The organism is Rhodococcus sp. H-CA8f (assembly GCF_002501585.1).
In the GTDB taxonomy this organism is placed as follows: domain Bacteria; phylum Actinomycetota; class Actinomycetes; order Mycobacteriales; family Mycobacteriaceae; genus Rhodococcus_F; species Rhodococcus_F erythropolis.
This window is the reverse complement of sequence record NZ_CP023720.1, coordinates 2,104,236-2,119,166: the sequence shown is the minus strand read 5'-3', so window position 1 is coordinate 2,119,166 and position 14,931 is coordinate 2,104,236. Positions and strand designations below refer to the sequence as shown.

The window sequence follows — 14,931 nt, the reverse complement described above, 5'->3', positions numbered from 1 at the left end:
GCCACCGACAAGAAGTCCGTCGGTGGCGGCGTGAAGAGTTAGACCAGATCCTCACCGTTGCGGCGAGCAGTTGCCCAATCCTTGAAGAATCCCTTGCTGATGACTCCCAGCACGACCAAGACCAACGCCGGCCAGATCAGAACATAAATGGTCAGTAGGGCTGTACTCATTCGTATTCCTTCTACTTGTCTCGACGGTTACTTTCCGGACGCTCCGACAGCAGGAAACTCCTCCTCGTCGAAGTCTCCGGTCCGCTGCTTGATGAGTTCGAAATCGAACGTCTCACGCTGATTGACGGACATCGCAAAACACACGACGGTACTGACGGCATAGGCCACCAAAGATCCGCTGAGCGTTGGGTAGTCGTGCAGGAAGCCGATCGCGAACGGCGCGGACAGCACGATCGCCAGGCCACCGACGATCTGCGCAACCTTCAGACCGAAGAATCCAAATGTCATGAGCCCCAGCACCACTCCGATACCGACAACGGCAACGATGTCGGAGAGAATCCCGAACATCCCATCCATCGGCACCCAACTGAATCGGACGGGCAAGAAGGCAGCAAGAGCCACCAGCACCGACACAGTGAAGGCCTTGTTGGTGACCTTTCCCCAATAGAAGCTCGCAATAACCGGGAACACCAGCGCGCCCCACAGCGCGCCGACGAACACCAACAGATCCAGAATGCTCAGTTGCAGACTTGCCAAGGAGATAGCCGCCGCCGTGGCAACTATCATCGTTACTCGGCCGATGAGCAGCATCCGTCGAGGGTTCGCATTAGCCTTGCCTGCGACGGCTTGGCCGTAAACGTCGGTCATCACGATGGACGAGAGTGCAGCAAGGTCCGAGTCCGCCGTCGATGACAGCGCGCCGATGATCATGACAAAGAAGACAGCCAGCAAAATTCCGGGCAGGTACGACGCGGCCATCTGCGGAATCAGGTTGTTGACGTCACCATCCATCGGCTCGATTCCGAGGTATAGAGCGAGAACACCCAGCATTCCGACACCAATGACCGTTGCGCCGTATCCGACGGTTGCGGTGATGAAGGTGGGCTTGATCAGGTCTTCGCGGACCGCGAACAGACGTTGGGCAATGGTCTGGTTGCCGATTGCGTAGGCAAGAACTGCCGCGATGTACGGCGCGCCCTGCTCGAAGAAGGCAACGCTCGAGAAGAAGTTGCCCTGCTCAGCAGTAAGGTTGCCTGCCCCGGATTCGAAGGCTGCCGGGAACCCCGCCGCAAAGAAGATGAACGGCACCAAAACCGCTACCGCACCGAGCATTCCGATCAGCTGAACGAAGTCGGTCAACACCGAAGCGCGGAAGCCCGACCACAGCGTGTACAGCAAAACGCCCAACGCGACGATGAACACACCCTGAATGAAGTTGAACGGCGAAAGCAACGCGATCAGCAGACCACCAGCGAGGAAGTTCGACATCAAACTGATGAGACTGCCGACGATATTGGAACCCGCGAGCATCAGCTGACTCGAGCGTCCGTGCCGCGCGTACATGACCTCAGCCAGCGTGTGGGCTTTCGGCGCTACTTTGCGAATTCGCTGGCCAAACGGATAAATGAAGAGAATCATCAACGCGCCCCATAAACCGTAGTGAATGGGGCCGGAGATTCCGTAGGTGTAGCCAGAAGTGGCGGATGCGTACATCGACGACGCCCAAATCCAGGTGGCCGTCATACTCGCGGCCGAAACACCAAATCCTAACTTGTTTCCGGCAGTCATAAAACCGTCGGCATTTTCCTGCCTCTTACCAATACGAAGAGAAATCAGAAATGTTCCACCATAAAAAGCAACAAGCAGTGAAACAATTACCAAGGTACTGAACTGGACCATGTCGGACCCCGTCACATGCCACATCCTTCGCACATAATCGGCAGAACAAAGCGCAAAACCCCTGTTCAGGATCTTTGCGCTTCGTTTCTGCACGCCCTAGGAGCGACCGTCATACCAACACCGGTCACATATTCAATTGACTAGCACCACGCACTTCGTCTTTTCGGAAACCCAACCTCCACAAAATAAATCTTCTGCGCAAACTTTTGGCTCGACCACGCAATTTAACAACCGAGAATCGACCATAGCATGATGGCAATTTCGAACAAAAACTCCAATATTTTCCCACCCGAAAAGATTCATGATTCCGCAGCAGAAAAATCGTGCGCTTCCAGCGCATATAACAACTCCGCATCGATTGAAATCGATGCTCGATTCGATCGCTCAGCTACTTCGACAGGACCATCCTGGCAAACCGTCGGCCCCACTCGGGATCGGCGGAAACATGCTCGTCCAGCGGATTGGAGACAATCGCCCCGATCATTCGCAAGTACACGAGAGTGTCTCGCACCATCCACGTCCAATCGTCGTCGCCGAGGCGGGTTCCGTCTGTTGTCGACCAACCCAGAGCCGTGAGGCCTTCGATCATCACTTCACTACGTTCGAACTCCGACAAGCCGGCAGCCAACGTAAGGAACAGAATTCGGCCGGCTTCCTGCCCCAACTCGCCCTTTCCCAACGGCATGGCCGACACGATATGACGCCACAGCTCGCCTTCATATGCAAGCACTGACGCGCCGAGTCGAGTCAGAATCAATGTGCCTCGGAGTTTCCGGACAAATTTCAGTGTCTTTGCGACTTCAACGAGTACTGCTAATTGCGAGCCGCTCCCTGCCGTGACATCGATCCCGTCACTGTCCCAATCGAGTTCGCCTCGGGCGGCCGCAACATGGTCCGAAGGAAGTGCCCCGGACGCCGTCAACGCAATCCCACCACCTCGCGCAGAGTTCAGCAGCCACAGCAGTTGGCGTGTTGCTCCCTCACGCATCACCTCGAAATAGTTGTCATATCCGCCACGAAGCTCCGCTTCGGCAACTGCGGCAAACAGTTTCGGCGCGGAATGAACCGACAAGCTGCGCAAGAACTTCTCGAACAACGAGCTTCCCACAGGCGGTGACTTATGCAGTGCCACTGCAATGGTGACTGCTGCATCGGACTCTGCGGGAACAAAACGTTCGGGATCGAACAGTCCGTTACTCGCCTGCCCGTTCAGGAACTCGCGATACCCGATCGGACCGCCAGAATCCTCTGGCGGGCAAGCCCTCTCGCCGTCGAAACACGATGGCTCAGAAATCGGCTGGTCTTCGACAATCTGCTCCAGAACCAACGTGTGACTCCACCTTGCGCGGGCGTTGTACTCATAACGGACGTACTCCCCGACCGCGGTAACTGCCTCGTCGATCCGGACTTCGTCCTCACCAAACTCGTCTTCCTGGTATCCGTCGCGCTCGATCACCTCTGGCGCGATATACCGATCTGGGCCATTGTCCGTTGAATGATGGACACTCACCCACTGATGAGCGTGTTGATCTCCCCATCCCATCACCGCCTGCACAATCGAATGAAGCTGGTCCAGTTCGATATTCGACGGAACCGAAAACCGTCTCCAAATAGGCGGCGTGATGCAATCGATTTCGATCCGCATGACAAAGTTCGCCGCCGCCGGCCGTCGACGCTGATTCCGCATCTGCCTCGGCGTAAGGACCTTCATCTGGCTTTGCGCCGCTTGATATGCAGGTACCAAACGCAGATGTGAAGCTCGCCGAACTCGCTGACCCGTCATGTATGGAGGCTAGATCTACCTACCGACAGCCGAGATACTCACTGCCACAAGGTTGCCCGATTTGTCGGGGCTCGCATCTCGTCGCTGGTCGGCTGTCAAGTCCAGATCAACGCGGACCTACCCAGGCATTTTTGATCATCCACTGCGCTGCCAATAGTGTGCGCCGATTACCGTAGACCTGACAGCTACCGCACGAAAACAGTGCCCAGCGCCTGCTCGGACTGGCACAGAACATGAGGATCCATGAGCGACCAAGACACGACCGCCGACCAGCCCCTCTACATCAACGGCGCAATTGCCTTGGTGACGGACGAGCGCGACGAATTGGTTCGCCTGTGCGTTCAAACTCTCGCCGAACTACTGGGCAGTGAGCCTGCCACCGATGACGACGGCGACATCGTCGTGCCGGTTCACGGGTTTGTCGTCTACGTGACAGTTGCGGATGACGGCCCTCAGATCAACGTCTGGTCTTCGGTTCTGACCGGCCTCGGCAATCCCTCGCATGCTGCGACTCGACTGATCGAACTCGCGCAGGAATGGCCGCGCCTGCGCTTCGCCTTCAGCGGCGACCACCTACTGGTCTCCACGATGCTCGACGCCGATCCCTTCGCGCCGCAGCATCTGCTGAACCTGATCGACGAGGTTCACGACTTCACTCACGAACTCGACGACGATTTTGCTGAATCCTTCGGCGGGTCCCTCGACTGCGACGCGGATGACGACAGTTACGCCGGCGACTGCAATCCCGGCGGTTGCGGAGGAGACTGCGACTGTGCGTGCGGCGCCAATACAGACGCCGCCGACGGCGATCTTGGTATTAGCCAAGTCAAATAGACTGGCCCTCTTCGATCAGTTCCGCAGAGCGCCCGCTGGCGTTTGTCACGAAGCGACATAGATCTGCGTGCGGTGCCAGTCCAGATAGACAACGTCCGGACGCTCCGCCTTGTCCGGCAAGATCAATCGATCTCTCAGAGGTGGCTTCCCGAGTGCGGCGCGAAGCGGGCTTTCGATCTCCATATCGCTCTCGACGCCGGGCGCGTAATGGAGGTTCAAGTCCTCGTCGACGGTGATGAGCCCCGTATCGAAGGCAATGTCATGTGTCGGACACGCGGTGAAGCCGTTGCGACGGTCAAGTCGCTCTTTGTCAGTGCTGTCTCGCCAGGGCTTGATATGGCTTGCAGTAAGGAGGCGCGGCCGGCGTCGGCCACCGATGTTCGCGCTAAGGCCACAGAACACGCAACGGTGCTCGTGATTGCTGAGTACGCCAGCGGCGAACCGATGCTGGCCGATCCGAACTCTGGAGGTCAGCAATCGCTGAGTGGTCGCGATGGGAATATCGTTACGCTCGCTAGACCACTTTTCGAGCGACTGCTCCAAGGATCTCTCGATCTCACTTTGGACTAACTCTTCTTGTCCCGCCAACCACAGCGTTTCGCCGTTTTCCAATTCGAGGAAGTCTGGCAACGCATGTTCGTCAATTCCGTGGGAACGCGCCGATCGCAGAATTCGAAGGTATACGTCCTGCATCAACACGCTGTCCGAAAGCATCAACGACGCGACTTCGACCTCATGTCGCCCGCCATGACTACGTGTTCCATCCAGGTTCGCCATCTTTGCGATAAAGCTCGTGGGCCGACGCTTGAACAAACTCGCAAAATGCTGGACCGGCATTCCCGCACGATGTGCAGAAGAGCTACCGAACCGGCGATGGTCAACCAACAGCGATGCACAGAGCGACAACACGACCTCGCTCGGAACGAACGGCACCTGTCGGCTTCCCTTCGGTACCTCCTCGCGTGCGAGTACCGATTTCCATTGCGCCGCCAGCGCGGCGGGCGACGGATCAAGAAACTCGGAGATTACCGAAGGTGCCACTTTGCGCCTTCCTGGTAAGTGTCCAACCCGCAAGTTCACACACTAGCCGGCGCCGCGCGGAATCGTTCGAAGCCACTCGTGGGGGATCGCCATCCACCGATGAAGGATTCCGGCGAACGCGTGTGCCAATCTGGCGGCCCCAAGGACCACAACGGCGCACTGGGCCGCAGGCCCCTACCGGAACGCACTCCCCTTCGAGGTCAATGCCTTCACCCGCTCGACGGTCCAGACCGCCAGCACATCGACCTTCCGTTTACGGCCTGTCTCCTTGTGGGTATCCATTTCCTGTTCCGCAATGATGTCCTTGATCCCGTCTGCGTCGAGGGCCGAGAGACGCTCCAACAGAACCTCTTCCCCATCGGCATTGAAGACCTCGAACGGATCGAAAGCGCCGGGCTCCCGCTTCACCTTCGGAGCCGCAGCACGACGACGCGGCGCCGGCGCAGCAGCAGGTACCACAGCGGCGGATCCATCCGACGGAACTGCGAAAGCGCTTTCGATTGCCTTCGCGAACCGCGGGGTACGGGCAGCTTCCTCCGCGATTACCTGAACCAGCTTGGCCAGCAACACCGAGGCCGAGGCATTAGTTGCACCCAACTTCAAGAGCGCGGCACCGGTCTCCTGCACCTGCACGCGACGACGCGCCTCATCGATACCCGCACTCATAGCTTCGCCTGCGCTTCCGTGAGAATGTTCTGCGTAATTGCACGCATCTGATCGAACTGACCTGCATTGCCGTACTTCACCTTCAAAGTGCTGTACGGGTGAAACTCCGCCGACGCGGCAATCTGATTCGACTCCGCGAGATATTCCGGCAATACGTGTGGGACGTTGGGATCGCGTCGAAGGTTTCGCACAGTAGTGCGGTGCACCGCCGAGTTGGACTTGTACTTGGTGATCACCAACCCGAGTTCGAAGAGTTCACGGCCGAGTTCTTTGCCGAACTTCGCGATGTGCGTCTGGATCTGCGGAATGCCGTACGTGGAGAGCACATCCGGGATCGTGGGGATCACGTAGCCGTCAGCCATGGCCAATCCGTTGAGTGTGATCGGCCCGAGATTCGGCGGGCAATCGATCAGAACGTAGTCGTAATACGGCATCACCGGGGCGACGGCATCCCTCAACAATTCAACCGGCTTGGTGGAGTTCCGATCAGCAACCCGAAGGGCACTGATCTCCTCCTGCAGCTCGATCAAATCGAGAGATGAGGGAAGCAGATCCACACCCGTCACTCGCTTGACCGGCGAGACTCCGCGCTGAATCGAAGCTTCGAGATCGAAGTTCGACGTGCCATCGACAGCGTCACGGAAAATGGTTGCGCTGGTCAGCCCTTGTTTGTTGAGTTCGAGCCAGTGATCCTCGCTGATCATCATCGTCGTGAGATTGATCTGCGCATCGAGGTCGATCAGCAGCACGCGCTGACCGAATTCGAGCGACATGAACTCGGCCAACCCCGCGGTGATCGTCGTCTTACCGACGCCGCCCTTGAGGTTGATCGTCGCAATCGTCTTAGCCATCAGAACCCATTCCTGTCTCCCACCACAACACACCTAGTTCGCATCGACGATCGCCCCTGTCCCTGACTGCTTCACCCGAAAACCGATTCGCCCCAACGGCTCCGCCGCGTGCGGAAGCGCGTACGAGAACAACGTCGCAAAATCGCGCGAGTCCACGGGACCAGCCTGTGCCCGTTTCAACTGACGAGGAGCCGGATCGTTCGCAAATACCAGAATCAATGCACCGCGAGTCTTCCGATGAAGAGCACCCGCAAGCGGTCCACCGTTCTTCTTCGGACTGCCCGCAATGTGCTCGATCGCATCGCGCTCACGAACGGCCGTACCGGTGAAACCTGTTCGGTACTCGCGTTCCTGGCGTTTGCGATTGACGATCGGAAGTTTCTCGTGCCAACCCTTGATCTCGATCGGCTCCCGGGTCTTGGGGTACGGAAGCAGAACTGCGAAGTCTTCGAGCAATCCGGATTCGATTGCGGTCGAGAGCGCTTCGCGGTGGGGAGCGAAATCCCACCCGTTCGCCCACTCGAACTGGTCGACGGCCTCCAGCACCACATGGGCCGGGACGATGCCGTATCGCGCAGTGAACGATCGCGAAACGTCATCCTTGTCAACGAAATTGAAGGACCCACTTTCGTCCAACGACTTCAATAATGGTGTAACCGCGTCGAAGTGCCGAGCGTTGATCGAACCGTCGCCTCGCGGGGGCTGCATCGTGAAGCTGAAACTTTCACCACCCATGCCTCGATAAACCAGATCGGCGTTGAACATCTTGTTTCGAGCCGTTGGCCTGAGCCACGGCAGCTGCTGAAACACCATCGGCGGCACATCGCGTGGAGTGACCCACGGTTCGCCCTTCTCGTTCACGCCGCTGAACCTGGTGAGCTCGTTCCGGAACTCCTGCTCATCCCGAACGATCGCCTCGAACGCCTTGTACATGTCGTAGTCCGCGCCGGCGGGTCCGCCAACCGCGCGGCCGATGAACAGGCGCACCAAGTCTCGGTACCCGGGGCGGAATCCGAACCAGCGTCCCATCTGCATCAACGTGTCTGCTTGGCCCGTGCGACGCGTGTAATAAGTGATGGTCAGGCCCTCGACCGTGAAGCCGCGACTCAGCTTTGTTCCGCCGACAAGGATCTTCCACACTCCCCGTTCTTGGAAATCGAGGGAATCCTGTTTGTAGTCCTTCTCGGCTGCCCCGTTGACCACGATGACGGGGCTGGTTCCCTCCGAGATCCTGTCGTAGGCGGCGCCGATGAACTCCTCCAAGTCACCAAACGAGCTGGGATTAGCCAACTCGCTACCACGCGCAGCACTCACCACTGCAAAGTCCTCGGCCCAGAGCTTTTCCAGCCTCGAGAGACTCTTTGCCTGGCTGTACCCCGCCGACTTCCACAAGGCCTTGAAATCGTTGGCCACCGCGTCGTGCTCGGCCTGCTTCACCGATTCGTGCACCAACATCGTGTGGTGCCGATACGGCTTGGCGCCCTTCGATTCCCGGAAAAGCTTGATCGCCCCGGTCAGGACAAACGAGTCGAGAGCCCACAATTGTTCGGCAGAACGATCCTCGTCGCACTCGGCCCGGAGATCCCGTACGTACGCTTTCTGGTTCGAATTGGCCGGAGTCTTGTCGTCGTCTTCGAGATCGTCGAGATCGTGGAAGTCCGCACCACCCATGTACGGGCCGGGCCGCTCGAGGCTGACGATGAAGTCCGAAGGGAAGACGTTGACACTGTCTTCCGGATCGACAAACACATTGGCGAAGGGTGTTGCGGTGTAACCGATGTACTGAGCCCGCTTGAGAAGACCGAGGATCTCGGCAATCTGACCGTTGATCGCAGTCCGCTCGATCTGCTCGGTTTCCATTTTCTTCGGATCGATCGTGTTCACCGACGCCTGATCAGCCTCGTCGTCGATGATCAGAGCCGGGATCTGATCGAGTTCGGTGGGGACTTTCTTCAGATCCGCGACCAGCTTCTTGAGACTGGAGACGTTCTTCTTGACGACAGCGATCCGAATATTGCTGGGGTACAGATTCTTCGGATCATTGAGCGGAAGGGAGTGATCGACGGTTTCGAAGTGCAGTGCGCTCAGGCCCGCGAGCAGGCTCTTGTAATCGAACGTCGACGTGGTGAGTCGACGGATTGCCGGAATTTCGTTCGTCTTGTTCGGATCGATTTCGTGTTCGAGAAAGTTCCCGTCCCGCCAGTCCTCGTCGTTGGCGTAGTCGTCGTCCACACCGGCACTGATGTTTTGACGACCGACCAATTCCATGTCGAGGCGTCGCTGAGTCTGGCTCCGGAGAATCTCGATCGTGCCTGTCAGAACGATGACCAAGCGGTACCCAGCGTCGATCGCCTTGGCTACTACGCCACTGAAATTCGCCGTCTTTCCGCTCTGGACGTAGCCGACCACCAAACCTTTGGACTGATACGGCTCCGGCCTGGTTGGGTCGGCGAGTCGATGCACAACCTCGGTCGTTGCGATGTCCAGCTTTCCGATTGTTGCTTCGTCCCAGTTCTTGTCGGCTAGAACTCGCTTGTAAGCCCGCCAATAGAAGTCGTGCTCGCGCCGGCGCTCGGAGGTGTACCAGGGGTCCCACGGCTGCTGAGCCGCAATGACAACGGGCCCACCTTCGCGAGGGAAGCGCGCATCCATCTCGGCGTGCGCGTCTACCGGCAGTCCCAACAGGTCGTAGATCCGAGCTCGCCGTTCCGGGCTCTGCGGGGTAGTCGAACCTACCCATGTCTCAACACTTTCCGCATCCCACTGCCGCAGACGCGAGGTGAGCGCCGTTCGTACACCGACCGCACTGTCGTCGAGGAACACATCGATGACGTCCGCGATGGTCAGGCCATCCGGATAGCTCGCTCGCAGGCGCGCGTTGACCGGGTAGAGCACGTTCTCGGGCGGAAACCCGTCACCGAGTTCACGCGCAACCGCACGGAATACTTCATCACTCACTGCACTACCTGCTCCCGGTGCGCTGCCACTGCGGAAATCAACACTTCCTGCCACGCCTGCAACTTTTCCCTCTGACGAGCGCCGATTCTCGTTCCTTCGAACATCTCACTCACCAACAGGAAGACAAGAGTCTTGAGCACCGGAGCATCAGCCGGGTCAAGGCTGCGGCGTCCGAGCAGATCACGCCGAAAACGCGCATTGATCCACAAAGTACGAGTCTTGAGGTCGACTTCGAAGAACTGATCACGCGCCAAAGCTCGCCAACCCACGGCAACAGGATCATCGCCGACACTGAATTCGAAGGCGTCGCTGAAGGAATCGAGCACGTCTTCCGGAAAGCCGGATGCCGGCTCGATGACGCTGATCGGCCGAGGTGCAGAACTTCGGGCTGCCCGCACCGCGCGCTCGGCGTCGCTCAAATACGAGCGGAATCCACCGTTCCCCTCCGTGAAGACGGCCCCGTCGACGGCAGCCGACGCAGTGGCATCAAGCGTCACCCCCGATTTCTCGGGATTGATTGTGATGTGCTGCAGCAGAGAATCGTTCAGATCGACGGCAATTCGTGCCAATCCGTAATCCGGTCGGCCCCGCACTATCGCGTTCCATCCACCGATCTGCAGGAGTCGATCGTGCCGATAGAAGTAGAGCCCCTGCTGGTCGCGGCCGGGGGCGCCGTGGATACGGAATTCCGGTGCATTACTCCGAGCGGGCCACACGTGAGCTTCGGCGGTTACTGTGCCGCCGGCGATCGACACGGTAAGTGTCCGAGGGTAGTTGAGGTCACCGGTGCGCGGATACCGGAACGGGTCGATGGCGCTGACCTTGCGCAGCGCGCCGGCGCGTCCCGCTTCGACGTCGAAGACATCGACAGTCAGAGCAATCCGGCCGGATTCGATGAGACGGTGAAATACGACGCCGAGATGACTGCGCACGTCGTTGATGGTCTGTTCGAGCCAGCTGGTCTGCTCGTCCGCGTGTGCGGACATGAGAAAGGTTGTGATGCCGCGCCATTCGACAACAGTTCCGGTGTCGAACGGAAAGCGAGGCGTGACTGCGTCGAAGAATTCGGCGGCTTGCCGGTCCTCGATCACCGAAACTGACTGACGCCCCTGCACTGAGGCGGAGTCGATCTCGCGGCCCTGCGTCGGGTGGCCCGACTTTCGAGACCACACTCGTAGCAAACGAGCCTGACTCAACGACGCTGCCTTCATCCCCACACCGAAATGACCCAGGTCCTCGGCGGCATAGTCGCGTCGACGGCCGTAGGTCATCGCAGCATCGATGGTGTCACTGTCCATGCCGGAACCGTTGTCGATCACCATCATCGACACGATCCGTGTGCCGTCCTGAACGAACCTGATCAGCACGTGGGAGGCCGCGGCGTCGAGGCTGTTGTCGATCAGATCGGCGAGCGCTGTCGCGATGGTGTGGTGCAAGCCAATGGCGCCGGCGAGGGACTCGTCCGCCGCAAGGATCTTGGTGCCCACTATGCGGGTGCCCGCGACGTCAGTCATGAGATGCATCCTTACCGTCTGCCTCGTCGATTTCGGATGCTTCGCCGCGCCTCCACGCCGCCTCCAAGAAGTCCAGAATCACGTCCTCACCACGATCTTCGTACGCGCGCAGTATCTTTCGTGGACGGTCTTCGCCGTCCAGACACACGGCCTCGGCAAGGATCCGCACCACATGTCTCTCGGCAGTTCGCAATGGCTCGCGATTGCCAACCTCTGCGAGTGCCTGACGTAGTGGGTCGATGTCAGAGTGGACAATCGCCGGTCGAACCACGCGGAAGGTTCCGTCTTGCCACAGCTCGAGCAGCACGTCTTCGCCCTCGACAGCGGAGAGTTCACGCAGGAATCGGCGGATAGTGCCGAACGTCGGCTGCGCTCCGGTCCACCGAACTGCTTGAACGCCGAGGTGGCTCTCCAACTCGATGGTCTCGCCGCGCGCACAGCCCGCAGCGACCGCAACACCGGCGGGCACCGCAAACCCGGAACCCCGTAGATGATCTGCGGTCACAGTCAGTCGATACCGCCACGTACTACCTGACCGGTACAGGCGGCGAGTCAACTCTGGCGTCTTCGCAGTGTTACGTGTCCGCTTGCGCCGGACGATCCCGTCACCACCAATGTTGAACTCACTGGTTCCTTCAGCCTCTCCCGAAGAAAGCGATTCCTCCCCAACGGAATCCGCACTTCCCCAGGCGTGCAGCCGCCACACTGCGCCGTCGAGCGCCACGCGATCGTCGGCCTCGAGCGCGCGCTCGATCGACCGGTCACTGCGATCGGACTTCAGCAACTCCACAAGCTCGACGACGGACTTCGGCGATCCGACGGCTTCGAGCGCGCCGACTGCCAGATCGGAGATCCGACGCGCACGCGTCAGCGCAGACTCCGCCACAACGACAACGCCGCACCACGCAAGCCACTTCTCCAGTTCGCCGCGTGACATCGACACCACTTCGGCGACGTCGTCGAGTGCAACCACACCGTTGGGGGACTCAAAGTCTTCCAGCAAGGTCTGAGTGCGTTTCTTGGCCTCCGCGACGCCCGGAGCGGCAGCCCAACCGTCAGTCACCTCGAAGTAGTCGTCGAGACGGTCCAGAACCAACCACAGCGGAACTCCGTAACCAGGCACCTCCGCCGCGATGCTCGGATGCACGTCGAGGAGGCGATCAAGCGAAGCTACCGGCTGAATCTCGACGCGCAGGCTGGCAAGCAGGTTCCCCACCGCCGTCCCGAATCCGCACGCCGCGTTGAGTTTGGCTTTCACGTCGGCCTCGATCTGCCCGACTCGCCCCGAGCCCACTCCGAGCTTGGCTCCGATCGCTCCCCTGCGCTGCGGAACTCGCGCCACGATCCGCTCACGCAACACCAACGACTCCCGCTCATCCAGCTGCGAGAAGAGATTGTCGATCTCGTCCATCGCGTCGGTACGGTCCGTGTCGGGCAAGTCGTTCGGCGTCAGAGCCGAGATCCGGGCGGCAACTTCCTGAATCGAGGCCGGAGATTCATCGTCGATCTCGACGGTGACGAGTGGTCTGCTGTCCTGGCCTCGGACCCGTCGCCACATTGCCAGCTGAGCGAGATCGTCGAGCAGCGCTGTGATCGCGGGTGGGGCAACTGCTTCCTCAGCGGTCTCGACGCGGGCGAGCGGAGTCGTCATGACCGCACAGACCAACAGGTTGAGCACTATGTCGTGCACCGTCTGTTCGCTAGTTCCGCGCACGCCGAAGATCTCAGCGGTCGTGTGCGTCAGCAGTCCGCCGATTGCTTTGTCGGTGGTGAGCCGTGACAACGCCGTCATTGCGCGAGTATCGAGACTCAACACCTCCAGCGGGAGATCTTCACCAAGGAGCGGAAAGCTCTCTTGTAATACCGCTGCCGCGTGGTGAGCGATGTAGAGGGACGCCAGCTCGGAGAGAACCTTCTCGAGATCGACCTCGAGAACAGTGAACGACGGCGCTTCGCTGAACCACCAATCAGGCGACGGGGCCAGCGGCTCGAGCAGCGCAGCACGATCGGATACGTAGTCGTCCAACCAAGGAAACAGATCGACCCACAGCGTCTGACTCAGCTCGTTCGCGGGAAGCGAGTTCACACCCAACGTCAACGCACTACTCCCACTCACGGATACCTTCATTGCAGTCAAAACCGACCGCGATGTCGGTAACAAGTTACTGCAGCTCGTGAGCGGTCGCAGCGCCGGACCTGCTTACCCGACAGTCAGGCTTCTCCGCTCAATCGACGGCGGTGAAACCCTTCGCCCGATCTTTGTCGGCCGAGGTCCACAGCGTCGTCGACAGTTCTGCCTTCACCAGCGGGATAACCTCCTCCGCAAATCGGCGCAGCGTGTCCTTCTGCTGCTCGAAGTCGAGCACGTGATTGACCGACACCGATTGGAAATCGTGGCCGTAGCTCTGGTGGTAATCGAGGATCTTCTCGGCGACTCGCTCCGAAGACCCGACCAACGCCGGCCCGCGGTCGACGGCTTCCTCGATCGTCCGGAAGCTCGTCGACTTTCCGACCGCGTTGGGGTCGTGCTTGCGTATGTCAGCTTGTGCAACGGCGCCCTCGTAGATCGGACGGAACTCTTCGATCGCTTGTTCGGTGGTATCCGCGAGGAACAATCCACCCGAACCCGAGCCGACGTACGCCTTGGACGGGTCGTGCCCGTACGCCAGGTACTGCTCGCGGTAGTGGTCGATCAGCACTTTGTAGTTCTCACGAGGCTGGAAGGCGTTGGCGGTGACGATGGGGTCGCCCCACTTCGCCGCGAGTTCGACGGCCTCGAATGAGGTGGCCGATCCGTGCCAGATACGGAACGGTCCGTCGTAGGGACGCGGTAGAGTCGTCGCGTCCTCGAGCGATGGTCGGTGAGTTCCCACCCACTTGACGTTCTCCTCGCTGATCAGCAGTTTGAGGAGTTCGTAGTTCTCGGTGAGGTATTGGTACTGCTTGGCGATATCCAGGCCGAGGAGCGGGTATTGAAGGACCTCGTTGCCCTTGCCGATCACAATCTCGAGACGTCCCCGGCTCAGCTGATCGATGGTTCCGAAATCTTCGGCGACTCGAATCGGGTCGAGTAGCGACAGAACGGTGACACCCGTCGAGAGCAGGATTCTGTCTGTGGCCTGCGCAATTGCCCCCAAAACGACGGTTGGCGCCGACGAAAGAACCGGCCCGGCGTGGCGCTCACCCACCGAGAACGAATCGATACCCAGTTCTTCGGCGAGAACCGCCAGTTCGACGACGCGGTTGAGCCGATCGGACGGGGCAACTTCCTCGCCGGTCACTGGATGGGGTGGGTTGAAAATGATGTCCAGAACCTGAAAACGCATGACCCGTCTTTCTCGATAACCGCACAGCGCGCCTGTCCCTCGGAGGCTAGTGCGCGGCTGCTCGGCGGATCCGCCATCCGAGGACGCGCCCAACGCAACGAACTCGCG

11 protein-coding genes are annotated in these 14,931 nt (G+C 59.6%); 1 reads left to right on the top strand and 10 read right to left on the bottom strand.

The genetic code is table 11. The features are described from left to right. Window positions 1-38: 38 nt before the first annotated feature. The 3 genes from CPI83_RS31185 to CPI83_RS10065 all read right to left on the bottom strand — a co-directional run bounded on the left by CPI83_RS31185 (window position 39) and on the right by CPI83_RS10065 (window position 3,495). Window positions 39-170 carry a putative transporter small subunit gene (locus CPI83_RS31185; RefSeq protein WP_003941363.1) on the bottom strand — a complete coding sequence of 44 codons (132 nt, stop codon included), beginning with the start codon at window positions 168-170 and terminating at the stop codon, window positions 39-41. Between the two features lie 27 nt (window positions 171-197). Beyond that, on the bottom strand, window positions 198-1,850 hold the full coding sequence (locus tag CPI83_RS10070; protein WP_232816929.1) for a sodium:solute symporter family protein: 1,653 nt from the start codon (window positions 1,848-1,850) through the stop codon (window positions 198-200). Window positions 1,851-2,238: 388 nt separating this feature from the next. Next, on the bottom strand, window positions 2,239-3,495 hold the full coding sequence (locus CPI83_RS10065) for a plasmid pRiA4b ORF-3 family protein (protein WP_097387158.1): 1,257 nt from the start codon (window positions 3,493-3,495) through the stop codon (window positions 2,239-2,241). A gap of 381 nt (window positions 3,496-3,876) precedes the next feature. On the opposite strand from CPI83_RS10065, the gene CPI83_RS10060 reads away from it, so the two are divergent. Beyond that, entirely contained in the window at window positions 3,877-4,467 is a 591-nt protein-coding gene (locus tag CPI83_RS10060) for a hypothetical protein (RefSeq protein ID WP_097387157.1), read from the top strand. 45 nt (window positions 4,468-4,512) lie between these two features. On the opposite strand, the gene CPI83_RS10055 is transcribed toward CPI83_RS10060, so the two are convergent. From CPI83_RS10055 to CPI83_RS10025, 7 genes are all read right to left on the bottom strand, one after another. Further along, a complete protein-coding gene (locus CPI83_RS10055; protein ID WP_232816905.1) occupies window positions 4,513-5,400 on the bottom strand; it encodes an HNH endonuclease in 888 nt (295 codons plus the stop codon). A gap of 282 nt (window positions 5,401-5,682) precedes the next feature. Continuing rightward, a complete protein-coding gene (locus CPI83_RS10050) occupies window positions 5,683-6,174 on the bottom strand; it encodes a hypothetical protein (protein ID WP_092765263.1) in 492 nt (163 codons plus the stop codon). Then, the gene (locus CPI83_RS10045; protein ID WP_003940667.1) at window positions 6,171-7,025 is read right to left on the bottom strand and encodes a ParA family protein; all 855 of its coding nucleotides are present in this window, start codon (window positions 7,023-7,025) and stop codon (window positions 6,171-6,173) included. The genes CPI83_RS10050 and CPI83_RS10045 overlap by 4 nt, the downstream gene beginning before the upstream one ends. 33 nt (window positions 7,026-7,058) lie before the next feature. Further along, window positions 7,059-9,983 carry a Z1 domain-containing protein gene (locus CPI83_RS10040; RefSeq protein WP_097387156.1) on the bottom strand — a complete coding sequence of 975 codons (2,925 nt, stop codon included), beginning with the start codon at window positions 9,981-9,983 and terminating at the stop codon, window positions 7,059-7,061. Continuing rightward, the gene (locus CPI83_RS10035) at window positions 9,980-11,497 is read right to left on the bottom strand and encodes an ATP-binding protein (protein ID WP_092765259.1); all 1,518 of its coding nucleotides are present in this window, start codon (window positions 11,495-11,497) and stop codon (window positions 9,980-9,982) included. The genes CPI83_RS10040 and CPI83_RS10035 overlap by 4 nt, the downstream gene beginning before the upstream one ends. Next, window positions 11,490-13,613 (bottom strand): hypothetical protein, encoded by a 2,124-nt coding sequence (locus CPI83_RS10030; RefSeq protein ID WP_232816904.1) that lies wholly within the window; start codon window positions 13,611-13,613, stop codon window positions 11,490-11,492. Before CPI83_RS10030 ends, CPI83_RS10035 begins: the two co-directional genes overlap by 8 nt. A 109-nt stretch (window positions 13,614-13,722) precedes the next feature. Next, a complete protein-coding gene (locus CPI83_RS10025) occupies window positions 13,723-14,823 on the bottom strand; it encodes an LLM class flavin-dependent oxidoreductase (protein WP_092765257.1) in 1,101 nt (366 codons plus the stop codon). Between the last annotated feature and the right edge of the window lie 108 nt (window positions 14,824-14,931).